Origin of the sequence: Brevibacterium sp. CT2-23B (assembly GCF_013168765.1) — a bacterium.
Classification (GTDB): Bacteria; Actinomycetota; Actinomycetes; order Actinomycetales; family Brevibacteriaceae; genus Brevibacterium; species Brevibacterium sediminis.
Map to the genome: position 1 here is coordinate 93503 of NZ_JABBYK010000008.1, position 24184 is coordinate 117686.

General features: G+C 65.4%; 25 protein-coding genes. 15 read left to right on the plus strand and 10 right to left on the minus strand.

The window, feature by feature from the left end; all coding sequences use genetic code 11:
• Positions 1-148: 148 nt before the first annotated feature.
• Positions 149-1225 carry an NADH:flavin oxidoreductase/NADH oxidase gene (locus HIM68_RS17870; RefSeq protein ID WP_172174929.1) on the plus strand — a complete coding sequence of 359 codons (1077 nt, stop codon included), beginning with the start codon at positions 149-151 and terminating at the stop codon, positions 1223-1225.
• Between the two features lie 183 nt (positions 1226-1408).
• On the opposite strand, the gene crcB is transcribed toward HIM68_RS17870, so the two are convergent.
• The 5 genes from crcB to HIM68_RS17895 form a co-directional block, all read right to left on the minus strand.
• Positions 1409-1786 (minus strand): fluoride efflux transporter CrcB, encoded by a 378-nt coding sequence (gene crcB, locus HIM68_RS17875; RefSeq protein WP_172174932.1) that lies wholly within the window; start codon positions 1784-1786, stop codon positions 1409-1411.
• Positions 1783-2217: a CrcB family protein gene (locus tag HIM68_RS17880; protein ID WP_172174935.1), complete on the minus strand. Its 435-nt coding sequence runs from the start codon at positions 2215-2217 to the stop codon at positions 1783-1785. Before HIM68_RS17880 ends, crcB begins: the two co-directional genes overlap by 4 nt.
• Complete coding sequence (locus HIM68_RS17885; protein WP_172174938.1) at positions 2214-2807, minus strand: universal stress protein; 594 nt, start codon at positions 2805-2807, stop codon at positions 2214-2216. The genes HIM68_RS17880 and HIM68_RS17885 overlap by 4 nt, the downstream gene beginning before the upstream one ends.
• 234 nt (positions 2808-3041) lie before the next feature.
• Complete coding sequence (locus HIM68_RS17890) at positions 3042-3371, minus strand: nuclear transport factor 2 family protein (RefSeq protein WP_139469895.1); 330 nt, start codon at positions 3369-3371, stop codon at positions 3042-3044.
• 69 nt (positions 3372-3440) lie between these two features.
• On the minus strand, positions 3441-4196 hold the full coding sequence (locus HIM68_RS17895; protein WP_172174941.1) for an SDR family oxidoreductase: 756 nt from the start codon (positions 4194-4196) through the stop codon (positions 3441-3443).
• 63 nt (positions 4197-4259) lie between these two features.
• Between HIM68_RS17895 and HIM68_RS17900 the strand changes: the two genes are divergently transcribed.
• Positions 4260-4946, plus strand: coding sequence for a TetR/AcrR family transcriptional regulator (locus HIM68_RS17900; RefSeq protein ID WP_172174944.1), 687 nt, complete (start codon positions 4260-4262; stop codon positions 4944-4946).
• A 126-nt stretch (positions 4947-5072) separates the two neighbouring features.
• Here HIM68_RS17900 and HIM68_RS17905 read toward each other — a convergent pair whose 3' ends face one another.
• On the minus strand, positions 5073-6353 hold the full coding sequence (locus HIM68_RS17905) for a PLP-dependent aminotransferase family protein (protein WP_253904050.1): 1281 nt from the start codon (positions 6351-6353) through the stop codon (positions 5073-5075).
• Between the two features lie 204 nt (positions 6354-6557).
• Here HIM68_RS17905 and HIM68_RS17910 point away from each other — a divergent pair, with 204 nt between their 5' ends.
• From HIM68_RS17910 to HIM68_RS17930, 5 genes are all read left to right on the plus strand, one after another.
• Positions 6558-7097, plus strand: coding sequence for a DinB family protein (locus tag HIM68_RS17910; protein ID WP_253904051.1), 540 nt, complete (start codon positions 6558-6560; stop codon positions 7095-7097).
• A gap of 171 nt (positions 7098-7268) precedes the next feature.
• A complete protein-coding gene (locus tag HIM68_RS17915) occupies positions 7269-8885 on the plus strand; it encodes a sensor histidine kinase (RefSeq protein WP_172174947.1) in 1617 nt (538 codons plus the stop codon).
• Complete coding sequence (locus HIM68_RS17920) at positions 8882-9808, plus strand: response regulator transcription factor (protein WP_172174950.1); 927 nt, start codon at positions 8882-8884, stop codon at positions 9806-9808. Before HIM68_RS17915 ends, HIM68_RS17920 begins: the two co-directional genes overlap by 4 nt.
• Before the next feature lie 190 nt (positions 9809-9998).
• Positions 9999-10925 (plus strand): ABC transporter ATP-binding protein, encoded by a 927-nt coding sequence (locus HIM68_RS17925; protein ID WP_172174953.1) that lies wholly within the window; start codon positions 9999-10001, stop codon positions 10923-10925.
• A complete protein-coding gene (locus HIM68_RS17930; protein WP_172174956.1) occupies positions 10922-13468 on the plus strand; it encodes an ABC transporter permease in 2547 nt (848 codons plus the stop codon). Before HIM68_RS17925 ends, HIM68_RS17930 begins: the two co-directional genes overlap by 4 nt.
• Before the next feature lie 77 nt (positions 13469-13545).
• Here HIM68_RS17930 and HIM68_RS17935 read toward each other — a convergent pair whose 3' ends face one another.
• A complete protein-coding gene (locus HIM68_RS17935) occupies positions 13546-14073 on the minus strand; it encodes a hypothetical protein (RefSeq protein ID WP_172174959.1) in 528 nt (175 codons plus the stop codon).
• A gap of 216 nt (positions 14074-14289) precedes the next feature.
• Here HIM68_RS17935 and HIM68_RS17940 point away from each other — a divergent pair, with 216 nt between their 5' ends.
• Positions 14290-15576, plus strand: coding sequence for an adenylosuccinate synthase (locus tag HIM68_RS17940; protein WP_172174962.1), 1287 nt, complete (start codon positions 14290-14292; stop codon positions 15574-15576).
• An 85-nt stretch (positions 15577-15661) separates the two neighbouring features.
• On the opposite strand, the gene HIM68_RS17945 is transcribed toward HIM68_RS17940, so the two are convergent.
• Positions 15662-15940: a hypothetical protein gene (locus HIM68_RS17945; protein WP_139906952.1), complete on the minus strand. Its 279-nt coding sequence runs from the start codon at positions 15938-15940 to the stop codon at positions 15662-15664.
• 169 nt (positions 15941-16109) lie between these two features.
• Between HIM68_RS17945 and HIM68_RS17950 the strand changes: the two genes are divergently transcribed.
• The gene (locus tag HIM68_RS17950) at positions 16110-16952 is read left to right on the plus strand and encodes an urea carboxylase-associated family protein (protein ID WP_172174965.1); all 843 of its coding nucleotides are present in this window, start codon (positions 16110-16112) and stop codon (positions 16950-16952) included.
• A gap of 28 nt (positions 16953-16980) precedes the next feature.
• Complete coding sequence (locus HIM68_RS17955) at positions 16981-17895, plus strand: arylamine N-acetyltransferase (RefSeq protein WP_172174968.1); 915 nt, start codon at positions 16981-16983, stop codon at positions 17893-17895.
• A 44-nt stretch (positions 17896-17939) separates the two neighbouring features.
• Here HIM68_RS17955 and HIM68_RS17960 read toward each other — a convergent pair whose 3' ends face one another.
• Entirely contained in the window at positions 17940-18692 is a 753-nt protein-coding gene (locus tag HIM68_RS17960) for a helix-turn-helix domain-containing protein (protein ID WP_172174971.1), read from the minus strand.
• An 84-nt stretch (positions 18693-18776) separates the two neighbouring features.
• Between HIM68_RS17960 and HIM68_RS17965 the strand changes: the two genes are divergently transcribed.
• From HIM68_RS17965 to HIM68_RS17975, 3 genes are all read left to right on the plus strand, one after another.
• Positions 18777-20153 carry an MFS transporter gene (locus tag HIM68_RS17965; protein WP_172174974.1) on the plus strand — a complete coding sequence of 459 codons (1377 nt, stop codon included), beginning with the start codon at positions 18777-18779 and terminating at the stop codon, positions 20151-20153.
• 84 nt (positions 20154-20237) lie between these two features.
• On the plus strand, positions 20238-21089 hold the full coding sequence (locus tag HIM68_RS17970) for an AraC family transcriptional regulator (RefSeq protein ID WP_172174977.1): 852 nt from the start codon (positions 20238-20240) through the stop codon (positions 21087-21089).
• Between the two features lie 80 nt (positions 21090-21169).
• Positions 21170-21577 (plus strand): VOC family protein, encoded by a 408-nt coding sequence (locus HIM68_RS17975; RefSeq protein WP_172174980.1) that lies wholly within the window; start codon positions 21170-21172, stop codon positions 21575-21577.
• A 20-nt stretch (positions 21578-21597) separates the two neighbouring features.
• On the opposite strand, the gene HIM68_RS17980 is transcribed toward HIM68_RS17975, so the two are convergent.
• Positions 21598-22200, minus strand: a complete 603-nt coding sequence (locus HIM68_RS17980) for a TetR/AcrR family transcriptional regulator (RefSeq protein ID WP_172174983.1) — start codon at positions 22198-22200, stop codon at positions 21598-21600.
• A 129-nt stretch (positions 22201-22329) separates the two neighbouring features.
• On the opposite strand from HIM68_RS17980, the gene HIM68_RS17985 reads away from it, so the two are divergent.
• Entirely contained in the window at positions 22330-22983 is a 654-nt protein-coding gene (locus tag HIM68_RS17985; RefSeq protein ID WP_172174986.1) for a hypothetical protein, read from the plus strand.
• 152 nt (positions 22984-23135) lie between these two features.
• The gene (locus HIM68_RS17990; RefSeq protein ID WP_172174989.1) at positions 23136-24182 is read left to right on the plus strand and encodes an NAD(P)-dependent alcohol dehydrogenase; all 1047 of its coding nucleotides are present in this window, start codon (positions 23136-23138) and stop codon (positions 24180-24182) included.
• Positions 24183-24184 lie beyond the last annotated feature (2 nt).

A 24184-nucleotide genomic window follows, 5' to 3' on the forward strand; every position in this document is an offset into this window, starting at 1 on the left:
TGAACAGCCACCGATCACAGGTAGCGCCGTATCTCTCTATTGTACGAAATATTTGGTAGTACGAAATTCATCGTAGTAAAGTGCGAACTCGAAGTACGAAAAATCTCATACTTCCAGCCGACTACTTTCGACGAGATCACGAGGTGTCATGTCTCATCTGCTGTTCGAGCCGCTCACACTGCGCGGCCTGACCTTCCGCAACCGGATCTGGGTACCGCCCATGTGCCAGTACTCCGTCGAGACTCTTGACGGGGTCCCCGCTCCTTGGCACACCGTCCACTACGGTGCGATGGCCCGCGGCGGAGCCGGCGCCGTCATCGTCGAAGCCACCGGAGTCGCTCCGGAGGCGCGCATCTCGGCCAAGGATCTGGGGCTGTGGAACGACGAACAGCGCGACGCCTTCGTCCCCATCGTCGACTTCCTCCACACCCAGGGCGCGGCCGCCGGCATCCAGCTCGCCCACGCCGGCCGCAAGGCCTCGACCTATCCGGAATGGGGAACCGACCGCGACGGCAGCCTGCCCGTCGACGAAGGCGGTTGGCAGACCGTGGCTCCGTCCGCACTGGCCTTCGACGGCCTCGCCGAACCGCGAGCACTGACCGAAACAGAGATCGCCGAGGTGGTCGCGGCCTTCCGGTCCTCGGCCCGCCGGGCGATCGAGGCCGGGTTCGACTTCGTCGAGATCCACGCCGCACACGGATATCTGCTCCATGAGTTCCTGTCGCCCCTGAGCAACACCCGCACCGACTCCTACGGCGGAACCTTGGAGAACCGGGCCCGACTGCTGCTTGAGATCGTCGATGCCACCCGCACCGAGGTGGGCGAGGACGTTCCCGTGTTCGTGCGCCTCTCCGCGACGGACTGGACAGAAGGCGGGCTCACGCTCGACGACACAGTGGAGGTCGCCGGATGGCTCAAGGAACACGGTGTCGACCTCATCGACGTCTCCTCCGGCGGCAATGTGATGGCGTCGATTCCCGTCGGTCCCGGCTACCAGACGACCCTGGCCGCCGGCGTGCGGCAGGGATCGGGGCTGCCGACCGCGGCCGTCGGCCTCATCAGCGAACCGTTCCAGGGCGAGCACATTCTGGCCACCGGCCAGGCCGATGTGATCCTCGTGGGCCGTGAGCACCTCCGCGATCCGAACTTCGCGCTGCGCGCCGCCGACGCCCTGCGCTTCGACATCGACTACCGCCCGGCTCAGTACCACCGCGCGTATAAGTGAGTTGAGGCAGAGTCGCTGGAGCGGCTCAATGCTCATACGCTGACGGCCCAGTTGAAGGTGAAAAGCTCAGATTTGAATATGGGCTCTTCACCTTCAAATGGGCCGTTCGGCGTCTGCGCGGACAGCGTCTCGCCGAGGGTGAGCGTGTGGAGATGTGGCTGAGCCCAGAACGGTCGGTCGCAGCTAAGCCAGGCCGCCGAGCCACATTCCGATCGTCGCGGCCGCCGTGGCGAAGACGAGGGTGCCAAGCCCGTTGACCAGGCCGGCGACCCAGCGACGTTCCTGGAGAAGCCGAACAGTCTCGAAGCTCGCCGTCGAAAACGTCGTATAGCCGCCGAGGAATCCCGTGCCGAGCACCAGGTGCCAGGCTTCCGGAAGCAGGTTCGCTCCGGCCAGTCCGGTCAGCAGGCCGAGCACGAGTGATCCCGAGACATTGATGATGATCGTTCCCCACGGCAGGGCCGTGCTCATGCGGGACTTGATGAGTCCGTCGATCAGCATTCGTGATGAGGCGCCGAGTCCGCCGGCGGCGGCAAGGGCGATGAAGACCAGCGGGGTCATCGGGCACCTCCTCGACGGAGGGCACCGGCGGTGGCGATGCCGGCGAACGTGGCGAGACCGCCGATGAGTACCGTTCCCACTGCGTAGGCAAGGCCGATGCCGGGGTTGCTCGCACCGCCCGGATCCGCGCCGAGGAGGCCCGCCGTATCCGCGGCCAGTGCGCTGTACGTGGTGAATCCGCCCATGAAGCCGGTGCCGACCAGGATCCGTGTTCGGCGACGCCACCCTTCATCTGGACCGCTGCGCGCCAGGGAATCCAGCAGCAGGCCGAGCAGGAACGCCCCGAGGATGTTGACCGTGAGGATTGCCCACGGCACATCGCCGAGGGGCGGCAGGCTCAGGCTGATCGCCTCGCGTGCCGCGGTTCCGAGTACGCCGCCGATGAGCGCGAGCCCCAGATAGGACAGGCGCAGGTGGACCGGCCGGGTCACTGCTCGCCCTCGCCGGTTTGAGGCTCAGTAGTGGGGGACGCGCCCGGGGTCGGCGACGTCGCAGGAGCTTCGGGGTCGTCCATGCCACCGGTGCCTGTCGCCAGCGGAACGACGACGAGGGGGCGATGCTGGCGCCTTGACAGTTGGATCGCGACCGAACCGTTGAAGAACTCATGCAATGAGCCGCGGACACCTGCGCGACGGACGCCGAGGATGATCATGCGGGCATCGAGCGCCTCGGCGAGCCGGTCGAGTTCCTGTGCCGGTGACCCGGCCAGTGCGCGAGTCGACCAGGCGACATTCGTGCCTTCCAGGGCGGCAGCGATGCGGTGCTCGAGTTCGGGGTCGAACTCGGTGGCTGCCTCGTCGGTGGTGTCCGGATCGATGGGCATCGAGAGCACGGAGCCGTCGGGACGAGTCTCAACGGTGTAGCGGGATTCGTCGACGTGGGCGCAGACGAGCTCGGCGTCGAAGTGGGCGGCGTAGTCCGCGGCGGCGGCGATCACCTCGGCGGGCTGATCGGGGACGACGCCGAGGATGATGCGGGCGCGCGGCGGCCCGTCGTATATCGGATCGGGGCTGGCGGTCATGGTCTCTCCTACCTTTCGGGCATGCTGAAGCCGGTCGAGGTAGGGACTGTTGTCGAAGACGAACACCGAGGTTCCGCTTCCGAGGTTGGGTACGGCGAGCCCCACCGCCGTGCCGCGCAGTCGCGACACCAATATTGTGCCACAGGACCATAGCGAAAGGGCCGTCGGATGGCCGGCATCCGAAGATGGCCGGCATCCGACGGCCCCCGCTGGGGTATCAGCGCTCGCCGAGCCTCAGCCTTCGCGGATCGTCATCCGGCTCAGTTTGTCGCCGTCGATGATGAAGGCGAATGATGATCGACCGTTGGCATGCGTCGAACGCCAATCGCCGACGACGATGACGTCGTTCCCGTCGACGGTGACCTCCTCTGGCGTGAGGATGCCGGTTGCGCCGATGAACTCCTTGTCGCTCCACGCCTTGATGGCCTCTCGGCCCTGGAACTCGCGGCCCCAGTCATCCACGACTCCGTCAGAGGTGAATGCGTCGAGGAAACCCTGGTCATCGTGAGCGTTGACGGTGTCGATGAAGCCGGCGACGGGTTCGGGAATCTGCAGATCTGACATGTGTGCTCCTGTGGTTTCGAGAGGTGGTTGTTGGATGGGTGCTCAGGGGACGGAAGTGTCGTGTCCGCCTCAGCGAGTGGTGTAGCCGCCGTTGGCGAAGATCGTCTGGCCGGTGATCCAGCTGCCTTCCGTGGCGAGGAATCGCACGATCGGTGCGATGTCTTCGATTCGGGTCAGACGGTTGCCCATGCCCTGCGATTTGTGGAACTCCACTCGTTCCGGGGTCTCCTGACCGTAGAAGAAGGGAGTGTCCATGGGCCCGGGCGCGATGGCGGTGACGGAGATGCCGCGGTCGGCATACTCCTTCGCCGCGGCTCGGGTGAAGTGCTCGACCGGACTCTTGCCGCCGGCGTAGGTCGAGTAGCCGTCGGTGAACGCGGCGAGCAGGGCGGTGACGATGGTGACGATCTTCCCATTGTCGGCAAGGTGTTTGCCTGCTTCCTTGATGAAGAAGTACGCGGCCTTCGCGTTGATGTCGAACATCGCGTCGTACTCGTCTTCGGTGGTCTCCGCAATGGGCTTGCGCAGAACCTTGCCAGTCGTGTTCACCGCGATATCGATGGGCCCCAGCGCCGAGACGGCATCGTCGAAGAGCCTCTCGACGTTGGCGGGCTTGGTGAGATCTCCGGTGAGCAGAACGCCCTTCGATCCGCTGGCCTCGACGGCCGCGAGTGTCTCTTCGGCCTCCGGGCGCGTTGATTCCGAGTTGTAGTGGACGGCGATATCGGCTCCGGCTGCGGCGGCCTGTCGAGCGATGAGTCCGCCGAGGTTCTTCCCGCCTCCTGCGATGAGGATGGTCTTGCCTTGCAGAGTCTGATCGGTCATGGTCTCAACCTCCGTATCGTTGTTACATCGGACTATATCGACGGTACACTATAATATAGCGATATGACAGAAGTTGAGGGAACGGATACACGGACCCGCCTGCTCGAAGCGGCCGCCGACCTCATTGCCGCGACGCCCGGAGAGGACTTCTCTCTGCGCGCGGTCTGCGACGCGGCGGGGGTCAAGATGCCCACTCTGTACCATTTCTTCGGCAACAAGCAGGGACTGGTCGAGGCCGTCGTGGAGCGTGGCTTCGACATGTATCTGTCGGCCAAATCCTCGACCGAATCCAGTGGCGACCCGATTCAGGATCTGCGTCTGGGCTGGGATGCTCACGTCGCCTTCGGCCTGGAGAATCCGGGTTTCTACACCCTCATGTACGGCAAGGTCAGACCCGGCTATTCACCCGAGGCGCAGTCGAAGCCGAGCGAGATTCTGCGCGGTCTGACGCTCAAAGCGGAACAGGACGGACGGCTCGTCGTCGGCCACGAGCAGGCGGCCGCTCATGTGCTCGCCACGAATATCGGCGTCACCCTGCGACTGATCATTCAAGGCAAAAACGATCCCGAACTTTCGGCAGGCGTCCGTGAAGGCGTCCTCGCCGCCATCACCGGAACCGGACAGAGCGAACCGGGCGACGGTCGTCTGGGTCATGCTGTCATCGAACGTGCTGCGGCGAATCCGGACATCCTGGGCGAAACGGAGACTCAGCTCCTCATCCAATGGATCGGCCGCCTCGGCGAGGTCTGAAAACGGTCGCCGAACAGGCGGCCGCGCCCGCCTGTTCGGCCGAGGCGGGGTCGTCGGTTCGGGAGCGCTCGGACGTCGTGGTCGGGCGAGGTCGGAGCCGCCTCGGCGAAGGTGTCGTCCTGGTGATCAGCGCTCTGCGCGGTAGCGGTCGACGGCACGGCGGAGACGCTGCAGGCCGTCGTCGATGCGCTCGGGGGCGGCCGAGGCGAAGCACAGGCGCAGCGCGTTCGAGAAGTTCCCGGCCGGTGAGAACGCAGGACCGGGAATGTAGGCCACACCTTCCTCGAGTGCGGTGGTCATGAGGTCTTCGGTGTTGATGGATTCGTCCTCGAAGGTCACCCACAGGAAGAATCCGCCGTCGGGATCGGTGGCTCGGATCTCTCCGGGGAAGATTCTCTCCAGCCCTTCCGACATCGCAATCTTCCGCTCGCGGTAGGCCTTTCGCAAGGCCTCGACGTGCGAGTCGGCGCCGCCTTCGGCCAGCCACCGGGCGATGAGGTGCTGGTTGGGGACGGGGGCGCAGGAGTCCATCGTCTGTTTGGCGTTGACGGCGAGCTCGCGGACCTCGGGATCGACGTCGATCCAGCCGACTCGCAGACCCGGGGCGACGAATTTCGAGAACGTGCGCACCCCGAAGATGAGGGGATCGTTCGGGCTGAGGTCGCTCAGCGCGGGCAGGGACTGACCTTCGAAGCGCAGCATTCCGTACGGGTTGTCCTCGATGATCACCGACCGGTGGCGGTGGGCGAATTCGAGCAGCCGCTCGCGACGCGGCAGCGACATGGTCACGCCAGCGGGGTTCTGGAAGGTCGGGACGGTGTAGATGACCTTCGGGGCGCGCCCGGTGCGCTGTGTGTGCTCCTCGAGGACGTCGATCTGCATGCCTTCGTCGTCGACGGGGATCTCGAGGATCTCCGCCTCATAGCTCATGGCCGTCGCCGAACCGTTCGTATAGGTCGGCGACTCACAGGCGACGAGGTCACCGGGGGTGACGAAGAGTTTGAACCCGAGATCGAGTCCCTGCATGCCGCCGGAGGTGATGAGGAGACGGTCGCGGTTCCCCTGCTGTTCGGGCGGGATCTGTTCGGTGGCGGCGAGGTAGTCGTGGAGGGCTTCGATGAGGATGGGCTCGCCCTTCGTCTCCCCGTAGGTGAAGTTCTCCGGAGAGAAGACGTCCGAGGCGATGCGGGCGAAGTCCGCGTCCGGGAGCATGTCCGGTGCCGGCGCACCCATGCCGAACTTGACGATGTCATGGTGATATTGGGCGAGCACCGTGGTGGAGGCATCGATGACGGATCCGACGAGCTGATCGCGGCGGCGGGCGTAGGGCAGCGCGGGGGACTGCGATTGGTTCTCGGGCTGGTTCTGCGAAGCACTCGTGGCCGGATGCATTGACGTGGTGGACATGAGCGACCTCCTCTGAGCGGTGATGCCCTGAAGTCGACGGCTCCGGCGACAATGCCAAGGCTCCTGCCCGAACGACGGTGTACGTGGGTCACTTCAGCATAGGGGTGGGGGACGTGGCGGACAAGGATGCTGATCCCCTGCGATTTCGGGCGAGTCGTCGATCAGGTCGGTCCTCCCTCGCCGAGGCGGCTCTACAGTGGGGACATGACAGGCAACGGAGTCGACGCCAACAGCACTTTCGCCATGCGAGAGGCCGACCTGGCCGCACAGTTCACAGCGTTCATCGACGAACACCGACAGCATCTGCTCGGGACCCTCGACGACCTGAGCGAAGACGAAGCGAGGCGATCCCTGGTACCGAGCAGAACCCGCCTGCTGTCTCTGCTCAAACATGCGGTGTTCGTCGAAACCGTCTGGTTCGGTGAAGCAGTCACCGGCCGGAGCCGGGTCGACTATGGACTGCCGCACGACTCAAAAGACTCCTTCCTCCTCGACTCCACTGACACGATCGCCAGCGTTTCGGCTGACTACCAGGCCGCCGTGGAGCGCTCGCATTCGGCGATCGAGGGAATGGATCTCGACACCGTGCTCACCGGTCATCGGGCCGGGCCGATGCCGCTGCGATGGGTGCTTCTCCATGTCCTGCGGGAGCTCGCCCAGCACTGCGGTCACGCGGATATCCTCCGCGAGCAGATCCTCGCTGAACGGGGGAGACGCGGCGGCTGGTCCGGGATCGCGCGCTAGGGAAGGACCTCCTCGGCGAGTCGGGGTGGTGCGTGACGGCGGAGCCGCCTCGGCGATCTGACGCTCCCGAGTGAGTACGGTCCCGTGGGCGAGCGCCGCGGCGGGCATCGTCTGCTCGGATCAGCCCTGAGTATGATGTGAGTCCGGCGGCGCAGAACTACCATGGCCGACATGAGCAATCGATCGATCCGGACCGAGGGCCACCGCCCGGAGCCGCAGCAGCGCACCCCCGACCGCGTCGACCGCATCCGTCGCACCCTCACCGCTCATCCTTGGATCGTCGACTCACTGCTCTGGGCTCTGCCGATCACTTATCTGACTGTCGTCTTCACCTCCTCCCAGGCCGAGCGGAGCGAGATCGCCTTGGTGCCAGTGGCAGTGCAGGTCGGCATCGTTCTGCTCCAGACGCTGCCGCTGGGACTGCGACGCACTGCCCCGCTGCTGAGCTCTTCGCTCATCGCCGTCGGCTGCCTGCTGACCGTGCTCACGATGATGGGACCGACCTTCGGCATCGTCGCCGTGCCGATCACCGTGTATTCGACGACAGCGTGGGGGACGCGCAACCACGGTCGCATCGTGCTCGTCCTGGGCCTCCTCGGCGCACTCTTCCTGGGCGGCTGGCTCTACCTCGTCTCCCTGCAGGCGACGATCGGGGTGAACCCGCGACCCCTGGCATTCGGTGAGTACGTGTTGCTGGTCGTCGTCGTGGCACTGTGCGCGTCGATCGTGCTCATCGCCTGGCTGTTGGGCGGAGTCGGATTCCGTCGCCGCCGCGAGATCGAGGGCATCCGCGAGCGCAACCGCCTGCTGGAGCGCGAACGCGAATCCGAGACCCGGCTGGCCGCCGATGCCGAACGCATGCGCATCGCCCGCGAAATGCATGATGTCATCGCCCATTCCCTGTCCGTCGTCATCGCCCAAGCCGACGGAGGACGCTATGCTGCGAAGACCGATCCGGCCGTCGCGGTCGGAGCCCTCGAGACCATCGCACAGACCGGACGGGAAGCCTTGGCACAGACGCGATCGCTGCTCGGCTTCCTCCGCGCCGAGGAGGACGACGAGCGCTCTTCGTCGCCGCTGCCCGGCGTCGCCGACATCGGCTCCCTCATCGCCGATGTGCGATCGGCGGGGCTTCCGGTCTCGGTGACCGAACTGGATGACGTCGACCGCGGCCGCTTGGCCGAAGGAGCGTCGCTCGCCGTCTACCGCATCGTTCAGGAGGCGCTGACGAATGTGCTCAAACATGCCGGGGACGGTGCCCGGGCACATGTCGAGCTGCTGACCGAGGACGCAGAGCTCGTCGCCCGCATCAGCGACAACGGAACCGGAAACGGGACAGGCCGCAGGAGCGGAGAAGCCGACAGCCACGGAGCCGACGATCCGGCACGGAATGCGACCCACGGCCGTGGATACGGAATCGTCGGCATGCAGGAACGCGCTGCGCTCTACGGCGGCACGCTCATGGCCCGGCCGATCCGTTCGACCGGAGTGAAGGACCGGTCCGAAGGACACACCGATGCGAAGCCCGGGTTCTCCTCCGGCGCGGTCATGGGAAGCGCCTTCGGAACGACCACGGGATTCCTCGTCGAGGCCAGGTTGCCGCTGTCCGCTCCCGTGCCCAGTCCCGAACCCGAAGCCGATCCCAGCGTCACTCCGGGCGCCGGCCCCCATGATTCGTCCGACCATGGGGAGAATGGGTCTGCCGGAACCGGGCAGATCGCCGCAGCAGGGCAGACCGCCGAGGCGGGAGAGAATCAGAACGCCGAAATCGAGGAGAGCAGCCGATGAGCGCCAATGGCGAGGCGACCGTGCACGGTCGGACCGATGCTCGGGCGAGCGGACCGCTTCGCATCGTGCTCGTCGATGATCAGGCCCTCGTGAGGGCGGGCTTCGCCATGGTCATCGACTCCCAACCGGACCTCACCGTCGTCGGACAGGCCGGCGACGGTGCGGCAGGTCTCGACATCGTCAGGCAGGACGAACCCGATGTCGTGCTCATGGACGTTCGGATGCCCCGTATCGACGGCATCGAAGCGACCCAGCGGATCCTCGCTCTCGCCGACGAGGGGACGATCCGTCCCCCGAAGATCATCGTGCTGACCACCTTCGACGATGACGATTACGCCCTGCGCGCGCTGCGCGCCGGTGCGTCAGGCTTTCTGCTCAAAGACACCCTGCCCGAGGTGCTCCTCGAGTCGATCCGCACGGTCGTCGACGGTGGCGCCGTCATCGCTCCCACCACCACCAAACGACTGCTCGAGACACGACTCCTGCCCCACCTCGGCGCGGGGGATCCGCCCCATTCGGATCCGCAGTCGGAGGCCTCGGAAACCGATGCGACATCGGCCGGGGGCGTTGCGCCCACCCCACCCGGGGACGGTGAGTCTGCATCATCCGAGGTCGACACTTCTGCGCCGAGCGGTCGGGGGGCGCTGAGCACCGCTGGCGCGGATGCGTCCGGGCGGGCCGGTGCGAGCCGTCTCGATGCGGCCGATATGCGTCGGTTGGAGTCACTGACTCAGCGCGAGACCGAGGTTCTCGTGCTCATTGCCACCGGTCTGAGCAACACCGAGATCGGCGAGCGGCTCTATCTCGCGCAGCCGACCGTGAAGACTCACGTCGGTCGGATCCTCATGAAGCTCGCGGCTCGTGACCGTGTGCAGGCCGTCGTGTTCGCCTACGAAGCCGGTCTCGTCGGGCCCGGTCACTGAGTCGGAAGCACCTCGCACGCGCCCGGGCTGACCGCTCGAGACCATTTCATCATCGGCAAGCAGGTCGCTCAAGGGGACCCGAGATCATCCTCAGGTATGACGGTCGGGCCACGGCCGCCTCGGCGCTCTGCGGCGAAGACCATCCTCAGGTCCGATGTGGGAGGGTGGGCCCGGCGACGAAGCTGGAGGCATGAACACATCAGCGACATACACCGATGCCCATCCTTCCCCGACCTCACCCCCGACCCCCGCGCAAGGGTCGACTCGGGGCCAGGGTTCGAGCCCCGCGCCGAGGCTGGCCATCCAAGCCATCGGACTGCGCAAAACCTACGGTAGAGGGGACGCGCAGGTCCGTCCGCTTGACGACCTCAGCCTCGACATCGAAGCCGAACGCTTCACTGCCATCATGGGACCCTCCGGCTCGGGCAAATCGACGCTGCTCAACATGCTCGCCGGACTCGACACCCCGGATGCGGGCGAGGTCTTCATCGGACGCACTGCTATCTCACGGCTGAACGACCGCAAGCTCACGGCGCTGCGCCGCGACCGCATCGGCTTCGTCTTCCAGTCCTTCAATCTCGTGCCCGCGATGAGTGCCGAAGAGAACATCCTGCTGCCCTCGCAGCTGTCGGGCCAGAAGACCGATCGCCGCATCTTCGATCGCATGGTCGACCTGCTCGGTCTGCGCGAGCGCCTGGGCCACCGGCCGCACGAACTCTCCGGCGGACAGCAGCAGAGAGTCGCCGTCGCTCGTGCACTCGTCGCCCAGCCCGATGTGCTCGTCGCCGACGAGCCCACCGGCAACCTCGACTCGAACTCCGGTGAAGAGGTCCTGAACATCCTGCGCGCCTCGGTCGATGAACTCGGTCAGACCGTCGTCATGGTCACCCACGATCCCCGAGCCGCAGCCCGCGCCGACCGCGTCGTCCTGCTCGCCGACGGACGGTTGGCCGGTGAGCTCTCCCAACCGGATCCGGAGTCCGTGGCCGCAGCGCTCATGAATGTCACGGCAGGCTCGGCAGCTTCGGGAGCCGCACCCGCTGGCCAGTCGGCCGGGCCTGCGGCCGTAGCCGGGTCTGCAGCCGGAGCCGCGCCGGCAGACGGAGGTGCCCGATGATTCGCATCGCCTGGTCCAATCTCCGCAGCGCCTCCGGTCGTCTGAGTGCGGCGATGATCGCGATCGCCGTGTCCGTGGCCTTCATCGTCGCGGCGCTCCTGTTCTCCCAGGCGTTCGGCGACACTCTGCGCAATCAGGTCCGCGCCGAATGGGCCGGTGCCGACGTCGCCGTCACCGCGGCCGTATCCGAGGACCCGGCCGCTGCAGCCGATGAGGTCTCACCGCTCACCGATTCCATGCGTCAGACGGTGGCCGACGTCGAAGGGGTCGAGTCCGCCCAGCTCACCGAGTCCGCTTTCGTCGCTGTCGAGGCCGGGTCCACCTCGGTGACGGGGTCGGCCACGAACCTCCCACAGGGACAGGTCGACACCGTGGACGGCTCCGTCCCGGACTCGGATGATGAACTCATGCTCCGCGAAGCCGATGCGAAGACCCTTGGGGTCGGCGTCGGTGACACCATCACCCTCGGCGAATTCGACGGGCCGGGACATTCCGCCGCCGACGGCCCGAGCTACACCGTCTCGGGCATCATGCCCGGCTCCTCCTCGGCGGGGATGAACCTCTACCTCACCGACGACGGGCTGGCCACGGCTCCGGGCGAGCTCGTGCCCGACTCCATCCGCGTCGTCGCCGACGATGGGAGCGATCGCGCAGGGCTCGCCGAGGCGGTCGAATCCGCTCTCGCCGATGCCGGCGCCGACGTGTCGGTCCGGACCGTTGACCAGGTCGTCGAGGAGCAGATCGAGTCGCTGTCGAAGACCTCCGACATGCTCTCGACCATCGGCATCGCCTTCGGCCTGCTGGCCGCGGGAGTCGCGGCACTCGTCATCTCGAACACGTTCAACGTCCTCGTCGCCTCCCGCACAAGAGTCCTCGCGCTCTTCCGCGCAATCGGTGCCTCACGCAGGCAGGTGCGCGGGGCCGCGGTGGTGGAGAGCCTCAGCCTCGGGATCGTCGGATCCGTGCTGGGCGTCGGACTCGGTCTCCTCATCGGTTGGGGACTCTCAACCGTGGTCCGAGCGTTCTGGATGCCGGAATTCGCCCAGATGTCACCGTCCGTCTCGGCGTTCGTCGTCGGGCCCGTCGTCGGCATCCTCGTCACCCTCGCGGCAGGGTTGATCCCCGCGATCCGGGCCTCCCGGGTGTCCCCGATCGAGGCGCTCCGACCGGTCGATGTGCCTGCGGCTGCCCCGCGCATCCGGTGGGTGCGACTGAGCCTGTCGCTTGTGCTCGGCATCGGCGGAATCGCGCTGTGCCTGCTCGGGACCACGAGCCAGTCCGTGCTGTTCGGCATCGTCGGCTGCTTCGCGCTCTTCGTCGCTCTCCTCGTCGGTGCGAAGGTCTTCGTGCCGCCATTGGTGGCGCTGTTCGCCGCCGCAGTCGGCCTCCTCACCCGGCGCTCGCCGGCGGTGAAGCTGGCCGGACGGTCGGCGAGCACAGCGGGAGGACGCACCGCCTCGACGACGGGTGCCCTGCTCATCGGAATCACCCTCGTCACAGCCGTGGTCGTCGGTTCCTCGAGCCTACAGCGAACCCTCGAACTCGCTACTGCCGAAGACACCCCGGTCGACCTCGTGGTCTCCACGGCAGGGCAAGACGGTGCCGACGATGAGAAGATCGCCTCCGTGCTCGATGATTCGCCGATCGTCGAGGAACGCGAGAACGTTCCGGCGCCCACCGTCTCGGTGAGCGTCGACGGGACCGACGGCTCCGGTGATGTGGCGATCACCAGCGCCGAGGCGGCCGCCGACTCCCCGGTCCTGCGCAGCGACGGCTACGACGTCGATGAGGGCACGATCCTCCTCGACCCGACAACGGTGGGACTCGACGAGAAGGATTCTGATGTCGACGGCCAGAGCGCGACCGTCCGCCTCGGCGATCAGAATCTCGATCTGACGATCGAGACCTCCTACGACGTCCCCGCGGGGACGGCCCTGGTCAGCGGTGCCGACGCGAAGACCCTCGAGGGGGCCGGCGACAATGCGGCCGGCGACACGGCTACCGAACAGACGTGGGCGAAGATCGCCGATGATGCATCGAGCTCGCAGATCGAGGCCCTGACCTCCGAACTCGACGCCGTCGGTGCCTCAGCCGATGCGACGGCGGCGCAGTATCGGGCGGATTTCGCTTCGATATTCCAGGTCGCTCTGAGCGTGGTGCTCGGACTGCTGGCGGCCGCGGTGGTCATCGCCGTGATCGGAGTGAGCAACACACTCACGCTCTCGGTTATCGAACGGCGCCGAGAGGGCGCCCTGCTGCGGGCATTGGGCTTCACCCGAGCGGCGATGTCGCGGATGATCACGATCGAATCGCTGCTCATGACGCTCATCGCACTGATCGTCGGAGCCGGAGTCGGCACGTTCTTCGGCTGGGTCGGAACGGCATCGATGATGCCTGCTTCGGCGAATCCGGTGCTGTCCGTGCCGTGGACGCAGATCGGGCTGATCGTCGTCGCTGCAGTGCTCGCCGCCGTTCTCGCCTCGGCGATACCGGCGAGGTCGATGTCGCGGATCGCCCCGGCCAAGGGGATGAGCATGGAGTGAGACCGGATGCAATGCGCGCCGCGGCCCCGGCTTCTTCGGGATCGCGGCGCGCGGTGTGTATGTGTGTGGGCGCTGACTCAGTCCTCCCAGTCGGTGCAGGTCATGGTTCCGTCGAGCGTGGCCGAGCCGAGCTTGGTCCCGTCGAAGGTCACGCTCTCATCGCCGATGGCGATTCCTTTGGGATTGTTCGCCTTGTAGGGGCGTCCTTGTCCGACCTTGACCATGACGAAGTCGGTGCCTTCGGCCTTGACCAGCGGCAGCTCGTTGTCCGTCTTGCCGATGATGTGCTGGAGGCTGCCGGGTTCGCCGGAGCAGTAGACAGCGGTGGGTTCGATCGTGACGGTTTTCTCGCCGGTGTCGAGAGTCAGGGTCGAGTCTGCCGAATCGTCTGCTGTTGGGGAGCCCTCTTCGGACGAATCGTCTGGGTCCTCGGCCGACTCATCGGCGTCGTCTGTCGTTGCGGAGGTCGACTCGTTCGGTGCCGAAGCGGTGTCCTGCGATGACGAGTCATCGGTCTGGGGCTCGTCGGTTCCATTCGCGCCGGAACATCCGCTGAGAGCGAGCATGCCGGCGATGGCAATGGTGGTGATCGATCTGGTGCGCATGGGTCCATTGTCCCTGACGTCTGTAGTTGCATCCAGCGGAAATCGCGCGTCATGGACGTGCGATTGCGCACTTTGGGACTCGGGGCGGCCTGTGTGGTGTGAGCGCTTCTCATCCGCGGTGACGGGCGGCGCTCGCCCGCTGACGGTTGCGTCAGTGTGACCCAGTAGACTTGGGGAGTAATGACATCCCTTTTCACTTCGAGGTGAAGCACTCTCATGCCAGCAATCGTTGTCGTCGGCGCTCAGTGGGGCGACGAAGGTAAAGGTAAGACCACCGACATCCTCGGCACCAGCGTCGACTACGTGGTCAAGCCCAATGGTGGGAACAACGCCGGCCACACGGTTGTCGTCGGAGGAGAGAAGTACGAACTCAAGCTTCTGCCGGCGGGCATCCTCTCACCGAACGTCACCCCGGTCATCGGCAACGGCGTCGTCGTCAACCTCGAGGCGCTCTTCGAGGAGATCGACGCACTCGAATCCCGCGGCGCGGACACGTCTAAGCTGCGCATCTCCGCGAACGCCCACCTCGTGGCTCCGTACCACCAGACTCTCGACAAGGTGACCGAGCGATTCCTCGGCAAGCGGGCCATCGGCACCACTGGCCGCGGCATCGGACCGGCCTATATGGACAAGATCGGGCGCCTGGGCATCCGCGTCCAGGACGTCTTCGACGAGTCCATCCTGCGTCAGAAGATCGAAGGATCGCTGCGGCAGAAGAATGAACTGCTCGTCAAGGTCTACAACCGTCGGGCGGTGTCGGTCGAAGAGATCGTCGAATACTTCGAGCCCTTCATCGAACGCCTGCGCCCCTACGTCGCTGAGACAGAGCTCATGCTCAATGAGGCACTCGACCGCGGTGAGGTCGTCGTCATGGAGGGTGGTCAGGCGACCATGCTCGACGTCGACCACGGCACGTACCCGTTCGTCACCTCGTCGAACCCGACCGCCGGCGGATCCTGCGTCGGCACAGGCATCGGTCCGACCCGGATCAACCGCGTCGTCGGCATCGTCAAGGCCTACACGACCCGTGTGGGCGCCGGACCATTCCCGACCGAGCTCTTCGACGAGATGGGCGAATACCTGCAGAAGGCCGGCGGGGAATTCGGCGTCAACACCGGTCGTCCGCGCCGCTGCGGCTGGTACGACGCGGTCATCGCCCGCTACGCCGCCCGCACCAACGGCTTCACCGACTATGTGCTGACCAAGCTCGACGTGCTCACCGGCATCGACCGGATCCCGGTCTGTGTGGCCTACGACGTCGACGGAGTGCGCCAGGACGAGATGCCTGTGTCGCAGACCGAGTTCCACCACGCGAAGCCGATCTTCGAATACTTCGACGGCTGGACCGAGGACATCACGAAGGCCCGGACTTTCGACGACCTGCCGGAGAACGCGCGGAAGTACGTGCTTGCGCTCGAGGAGCTCTCGGGCTGCCGGATGTCGGTCATCGGCGTCGGCCCCGATCGCGAACAGTCGATCGTGCGTCACGACCTGCTGGACTGAAGTCTCAACAGAACTGAATAGCTGAGGGCGGGGCCGACAGATCATGTCGGACCCGCCCTCACTGTCTGCAAAATGCCGCGGGATGCTATCCCCGCAGTCCGCGGATGGACTCGATAGCTCCGTCGTAGGCGGCGGCGATGTCGACGAGGTCGATCCGGTCCGGCAGATCTCCGGGAGGCTGATGGCTGAGGAGGAATTCCACGGTCGCGCGGACAGTGGGCTCGTCGTTGCCCAAGAGTCCGTCGGAGACGTCTTCGGCATCGTCGAACATCAAAACGATCTCGTCGGTTCCCGTCGCTGAGTGGATGCTGGCCAGGAATTCCCCCGTGTCCTGCATCTCGACGTCGATCCTCTCTTCAGCCATTCCGCCCTCCCACTGCTCGGTCCACGCGGTTCGGTGCATCCGACGGCGCGGCCCAATCGACTGCGTCCATTCCTACTTTTCAGCATAGGCCTGATTAACAACCCCTTGGGCAGACGGGCAGAAGCTGGCATCGTTGCAGGCAACACAGCTACGGAGGAGGATGCGTCCAATGACTCAGAGCCGTCTGCAGGAAGCCGCCTATCAGAGCGCCGCGCTCGAGGTCGACAGAAACTACTACTACTCACGGATCGGTGAAGACACCCAATCCCGGGAAATCATCGACGAATTCACCATTCCCATCCGTTCCGGGCAGGCTTGGGACGTCCCCGCCGACCATGTCTGCCGCATATCCGCCGTCGACGGTCCGCAGGTCGGCGACCTGAATCTGTGGAATCGCCACGACCCCAGAGAGCGGTTCTGGGCGGCACGGACCCGTCAGCTGCAGGCTGCTCACGTTTCCACCTTCGACCGCCTGTGGTCGACTCTGCCGTTCCTGCGGCCAATGGCCACCATCGTCGGAGACACGCTGTCCGATTGCGGCACCGACCCGGAAGGCGGCCGACTGCACGACACCCTGGGCACCCGAAGCGACCCATACGTCTCGCAGATGCTGAGCGGCGTCGACTTCGACTACCACTGCCATTCCAACCTCGTCCGCGCGATCCTGCCTTACGGCCTCACCGAATTCGATGTCCACGATGTGCTCAACGTCTTCCAATGCACCGGACTGAATGACAACGACGAATACTTCATGAAGACTTGCCCCGCACGACCAGGCGACCACTTCGAGTTCTTCGCCGAGCAGGACCTGCTCGCGGCCTTGTCCACCTGCCCCGGCGGGGATCTCTCCGCACCGATGTTCGGGGTCGGCTCGTCAGATCCGGTGGAGAACTGCCACCCGTTGAAGGTCACGGTCTATCGGATCGCGCAGAGTCTCCTCGGCGATTGGATCGAACCGACTTCGCCGAACTATCGAGGAGCCCATGGTCTCCGACCTCAACCGTGGGCGTGAACTCGTGCCCAGAAGGGAAGAACTCGTAATGGCATCGTCAACGCTAGTCGCCCGGTACGTCGACCGACTCGGACTCGACAGTTCGGAGGATGTGCTGCGAGCTCGGGCGCGTGGGTCGGCCGACGAAATCGTCGATCTCATCGATGAACTGCTGGCCGCCCACGTCCGGTCGATCTCCTTCGAGAACCTCGACGTCATCGCCGCATGCGCAGCAGGGGAGTCGCGGGGCATCCCGACCGACCTCGGCTCTCTGACGGCGAAGCTCTTGGACGCCGGTCGCGGCGGCTACTGCCACGAACACGCGACACTCATCCGCGCTGTGCTCCGCGAGCTCGGGCTGAGCGCGCATCCGATCCTCGCCCGCGTCCACCTCGGTGAGGGGAGAACAGCGCCGGGAGGGCTGACGCACCAGGCGACGATCCTCGATCTCAGCGGACGGCGGTTCCTCGTCGATCCGGGGTTCGGCGGTGAAACGCCGCAGGTCGCACTCGCTCTCGATGTAGAGTCGGAACCGCGGACGACGGAGCACGGAGAGCACAGGCTGGTTCCAGCCGACACTGTGCTTGAGCCTGCAATGCGAGCGGAGGCCGAATGGGCATTGCAGTCCCGCACCCGCTCTGACCAGGAGTTCCGCACCCTCTATGCTTTCGCGGACGTCCCGCGAGAACAAGCCGACCTCGAGGTGTCGAACTGGTTCACCGCGACGAAGCCGGGCACGCGCTTCACCGGCGCACCCGTGGTGGCCAGGACGTTCGGCAACGGCGGCAAGGCATCGCTCGAGGGCCGCCAGCTGCGCAGCGTGCGACCCGGTGACGACCCCGAACGCCTCGAGCGGACGGTGGACGATGCCGCCGACTTGGCTGCCGTTCTCCGCGAGGAGTTCGGTATCGACCTCGACCGAACCTTCACCGACCCGATCTGGGGCGTCGCCTTGGAGCACTGACAGTGACACGACTGTGCTGGATGTGCCCGAGACGAGGCGCCTAATCAGCCATGCAGGGATTGTCGGTATAGGCCCGGGCTTGTGCCGACCAGCGCGGTGAACACGGAGATGAACGAGCTGGGATTCGCCCACCCGCATTCGGCCGCGGTGTCGTAGACACTCCACCCGTCGGTCAGGAGCAGAAGTGCCCGGTGGATGCGCAGCTCGGCACGCCATTGACGGAACGTCATCCCGGTCTCCTGCTGAAACAACCGAGTCAGAGTCCGCTCGCCGGCACCCACCCGACGGCCGAGCTCAGCCAGAGACACCGGATTCGCCAGATCCTCCTCGACGATCTTCGTCAGGGCCAGCAGCCGAGGGTCGACCGGTTCGGGGAGGTGCAGCGGCTGTTCGCCGGTGACCGTCAACTCGTCGATGATGACGAGTCGGAGTCGGTCGGCGCTTGCCTTCGTCCGGTGTCGTGTACCGGTCAGCCCCAACATCGCCTCTCTGGCCAGCGGGGTCGTCGCCAGAACGGCGGGCCGGTCTACGAGCGAAGCTGCCATGTGTGCGGGGAGGAAGACGACGCGCATGTCAGCGGCCCCATGCGCGCGGTGCTGATGCTCGAACTCTGCGGGCACCCAGACGACACGATTCGATGGCGCGATCCACGAGCCCTCGCGAGTGACCAAGGACAGCACCCCAGTCGCCGGATACACCAAGTGACCGAGGTCGTGAGTGTGTGCCGGGGTCCATTCATCGTGCCCGAGCAGGTGGACGAGTTCCGGGCTCAACGAGGTGTGGCTGAAAACGGTCATATCGAGTCAGTTTAATGGTTCTCCGCCGAAGTGGATGACGCTTGAATGAGAAGTATCAGCACCCGCGCGAAACGACAGGACGTAATGAAGAGACTCGACCAGAACTTCGAACAGAACTTCGACCAGGTCCTCGCATCCACCGACCAGGGGCATGCTCCCGGCGAATTTCCGAGCCGATCGACGGCGCACGGAAAACGGAGTCGGAGGAGCCTGCTCCTCCTCGGTGCAGGTCTCATCCTCATCGGTCTCAACCTGCGCATCGGCGTCGCCTCGGTCGGTCCGGTGCTCGGGGATATCCTCGGCGATCTGCGTCTCACTGCCACAGAGGGCAGCCTCCTGACGACGATCCCAGTCTTCTCCTTCGGGGCGTTCGCGTTTCTCACGCCCGCGCTCATACGACGCTTCGGCATGCATCGGGTACTCGGGATCCTCATGATCGTCCTCGCCGCCGGGATCGCATTGCGGTTGCAGCCGAGCCTGCTCGCTCTCTTCGGGGGAACAGTACTCATCGGTGCGGCCATCGCGGTCGGCAACGTACTGCTGCCGACCGCAATCAAAAGCGACTTCTCTCATCGAGCGGGCCTGATGATGGGCCTGTACTCGACGTCGCTGTTCCTCGGCGCCGCGCTCGCGTCAGGTCTGACAGTGCCGATCATGTCCGCCTTTGACGGATCGTGGCGGTGGTCCCTCGGAATCTGGGCGGTCCCGGCAGTTCTGGCGGTGCTGCTGTGGCTGCCGAACATGCTGCGTCGCTCGGCGGACCTCCCGAAGCCCCGGCGGGCCTCCGTCGCGGACTCCGCCGACGATGCTTCCGCAGATGCTTTGAGCGAGACCGGGGAGCCGCCTTTCCGCTCGATCCTCACTGATCCCATCGCCTGGGCGGTCACCGGATTCATGGGATTGCAGTCGCTGAGCTACTACGCTGCGCTGACCTGGGTGCCGGTGATTCTGCAGGACGGCGGCATGGCTGCGGGTAAAGCAGGCTGGATGCTGTCGTACTCCGCATTCCCTGCGATCCTCACCTGCCTCTTCACGCCAACTCTGGCGCAGAGAATCCGGCCGCGCTGGATCGGTGCTGCCGCGGCCTCGATCCTCATTGGTTCCGGAATCGCAGGGCTCCTCATCGCTCCCGCGGCTGGAGCGCCTGTATGGATGACGTTGATGGGTCTCGGACAGGGCGCGGCAATCAGTCTGTCACTGTCCTATATCGTGTGGCGTTCTCCGGACGCACATCACACCGGTCACGTCTCGACGATGGCGCAGGGATTGGGATATCTCTTCGCCGGACTCGGTCCCTTCGGCCTCGGTTGGCTGCACACGGTGACCGGTTCGTGGACGGTGCCACTCGTCACCCTCCTCGTGCTGCTCGTGGCTCAGCTTCTCATCGGCGGAATCGCAGCCCAGGACAAACATGTGCGCGCCCGTGGAGTGGGCAGCCGTGAGGTGCTGCTGCGCGGTTGAATAGTCAGCGCGGCGTGGCGTCATTGCAAGACGTCCCCTCAAGTATCCGACTGTCGGCCGAAGGCACGGGTTTACACTGTGGACATGTCTGCGGCACCCGCCGGCCCGCTCACCCGCGCTCCGCATCCGAGACTGCGGCGATTCGTGGGCGATTACGCCGGCTATGACATCTCAGGCGTCCCCGCGGGGACGCATCTCGGGTTGCCCTCGGGCACGCTGACCTTCATCGTCTCGATCGACGAACCGCTGTGCCAGGTCGATGCGGTCTCCGGCAGCCGCGAACATTTCGAGGTGCTGCTCGCCGGCCTCCACCTGCGCTCGACGCTCATTGCCCACTCCGGCGCGATGTCCGGAATCCAGATCAATTTCAGTCCGTCGGCACCGCGCGCGTTCTTCGGAATCCCCGCTGCCGAGTTCGCCCATCACAGCGTCGACGTCGCTCGGATCTCCCGGCCGCTGGCCGCGGAACTGCACGAGCGGGTCAACCTCAAGACCGAATGGTCCGCCCGATTCGCCGCCATCGACGATGTGCTCATGCGCACGATCGATGATGCGAATCGCCCCCGCGCCGAGGTGGCCGCCGCCTGGCATCGGATCGCTGACAGCCATGGCGGTCTGCCCGTCTCCCTCATCGCCGACGACGTCGGGTGGAGCCGACGCTATCTGGGCAGTCAGTTCCGATCCGAATACGGGATCGGCCCCAAGGACGCCGCGCGCATCGTCCGTTTCGATCGGGCGCGGCGGCTCATCCCCGCCGGCCGGGGCAGCTTGGCGGAGATCGCTGTGCGCTGCGGCTATGCCGATCAAGCGCACCTCAACCGGGACTTCCGGGACTTCGTCGGCCTCAGCCCGAGCCAGTGGCTGGCAGCAGATGACGTGGCCCGGACCCGGACTGGGGGAACTGATTCGGTGGGAGCCGCCTCGGCGATGGGATGAACTGTTCCCATTTGTCCAAGACGCATGGGTGAGTGCTCGTCGATGATGGAAATCCAACTGCGACGAACTCAGGAGTGAACATGTCCGAGAATCATGCCAATGTCTGGCCCACCTTCCGGTACCGCGATGCCAACGCCGCGATCGCTTTCCTCCAGGAGGCGCTCGGCTTCGAAATCGTCGCCGAATACACGAACGCCGACGATCCGAACCGCGTCGATCACGCCGAACTGGCCTGGCCAGAGGGCGGGGGAGTGATGCTCGGGTCCGTCCGCGATGACGGCGGGGTCATGACGAAGACCGGAGTCGCCTCGGGGTCGGTGTATCTGGCCTCCGGCAACGTCCGTGAACTCCACACGCGTGCGCTCGCCGCCGGCGCCACCGAGGTCATGGGACTGACCGAACAGGACTATGGATCGCTCGACTTCGCCATCCAAGACCCAGAGGGAGTGCTGTGGTCGGTCGGGAGCTACCGAGGGGCGTCCGCGTAGGACCTGCTGCCCGGTCGTAGTCAGCTCCCGAGGACGGCGTCAGCGGCTATATTGAGCGTTTCGGTCTCCAGCTGAGCCAGCGAGTCCTCAGACGGCAGAGCACGTTCGAGGGCGAGGCCATCGAGGACGGTGTTGAGGAAACGCGCCGACCGAGGGATGCTGCCGGTATCGGTCAGGGCTCCCTCGTCGGCGAGGACCTGGAGCCAGGCTTCGACCCGGCGCTGTCCGTCGCGCTGGATGGCCAAGTACGTCTCACGGACATCGTCGGTCTGTTCGGCCGAGATGAAGCTTTCGGTGACGGTTGTCATCGCTGCCCGTGATTCGGCGCCGATCCCCGTCATGGACAGAACCTGACGGAGGCATTCGACCAAGCGATCACGGGGCGGAACCGCAGTGTCGCGGATGTCTGTGCTCGGCAGATACCAGTCGTAGACACGTCGCATGACTTCATCCCGAAGCAGCTGCTGGGTGGGGAAGTGGTGCCGCAGCGAACCGGTGCTCACGCCCACTCGGGCAGCGACCGCCCGCACGCTCAACCTGGCCGTCATTCCCTCTTCGGCGATGATGTCCGCCGCGGCGGCAAGGATGCGCTCTCGGGTGTCCTTGCGTTCGGTATCACTCATGCTTCGGTCGTCTCCACTTTCTTGTGCTTCCGTGATCCTCTGTCACCGACCAATACACCGTGTTAGTCTACTCGTGTCCATTCCAACACGCTGTGTTGGTACTATGCCGAGTGCCGAGGGGGCACCCAGATGTTTCGACAGTGGAGGCGCCGTCGGGCGATCGAGCGGATCGAACCCGGTGACGGGAGGATTCTGCCGGCGTTCCGGTGGTGGCAGCTTCTCGGGCGCTCGCTGTTCCACCTCGAGCGGGTCGACGCCGAAGGTGGCCCCGTCAGCTATGCGATCGACGTCCGCCAATGGAGAACCGATGAGAACGGCTACCTCAAGGTCTTTCTCTATCGCAATGATCGGCAATATGCGGTCTCGCGTGTGCCCGCCGTCTTCCCTGTCGAGGGCGGCAATATCGAGGTCGCCGCGAGCAATTTCGGGCTGAAGCGCTGTCATTTCGTCTCCGCCGACGGGGCCGGGGAGCAGCTTCGGCCCAACGACCGATCCGCAGAGGGTCGCCGGGCACGGCTCGATGAGCATCGACCCCGCCTCAGTCGCGCCATGGGCGTCGTTTCAGCACTGGTGCTGCTGGTCGGGGTTGCGCTGCTGCTGCAGGAGATAGCCGTGCCGGTCCTGCGAATTCCGCCGATCGCAGAGCAGATCGGTCCGGTCGAGCCTCTGTTCACTATGCCTCTGTGGGTCACAATCGGCATCGGCGTCGTGACAGCGTTGGCGAGTACCGAAAGGGCGCTGCGAATGCGCTATCGCTGGTGGCTCGATGCGGCGGGGAACTGACTGTCGTGCAGGAGTGGTCCTTCAGGGCCGCGCGGTTGTGGAAAATAGGGTTTCACCAGGTGATATAAGGGTTCAATTATCTGTTGCGCGAGCCTAACGTGGGCCTCGGAGCGGTGATCGCCGCCCCAACTCATTCGAAAGGAACTCGCACCATGAAGGCGATCGTATTCGAAGACTTCAAGACCTTTCCCACGCTCAAAGACGTCGAGAAGCCCACACCAGGACCAGGTGAAGTTCTGCTCAAGGTTGCCGGAGCAGGAGCCTGCCACTCAGACGTTGCCGTGTACAACGAATTCGAAGAGGGCGGCCCCGGAGCAGTGCCGCCGCCATTCATCCTCGGACACGAGAATTCGGGCTGGGTCGAAGACCTCGGCCCCGGAGTATCTGGATTCAACAAGGGTGACGCCTACCTCGTCTACGGCCCGATCGGCTGCGGCCGCTGCCGAGCATGTTCGCGTGGACAGGACACCTACTGTGAGAACGCCGCGACCAATCCCTACCTCGGCGTCGGGTTGGGGCGTGACGGCGGCATGGCCGAGTACGTCACGGTTCCCGCACGCAACCTCGTCCCGCTCGGCGACGCCGACCCTGTCGCCGCAGCACCGCTCTCCGACGCGGGGCTGACTCCCTATCACGCAATCAAGCACTCGCTGCCGAATCTTGCGGGAGGCGGACGCTACGCCCTGGTCATCGGTCTCGGCGGATTGGGCCAAATCGGCGTGCAGATCCTGAAGGCCCTCACCGGTGCGACGGTCATCGCCACAGATATGAAGCCTGAGGCGATGGAGAAGGCCCAAGCAGCCGGGGCCATCACCGTGGGTGGAGGAGATGACCAGGTCGAACGAATCCGTGAGATCACCGGCGGCAAGGGCGTCGATGCCGCGTTCGACTTCGTCGGTGCCGCCTCGACAGTCAAGGTCGCCGCGCAGTCAATGGCCCGCATGGGCCGCTGTACAATCGTCGGCATTGCCGGGGGTGCGTATGAATGGTCGTTCTTCACCAATCCCTACGAGGCAACGCTGACGAACACCTACTGGGGAACGATTGAGGACCTCCACGAGGTCGTCGACATGTACCGTTCAGGTCAGATCAAGCCGGAAATCGAACGCTACAGCCTCGACGACGGTCTGGAAGCCTATCGCAAGCTGCAGGCAGGTGAGCTCTCCGGTCGAGCGGTCGTCGTTCCCCACGGCAACTGACC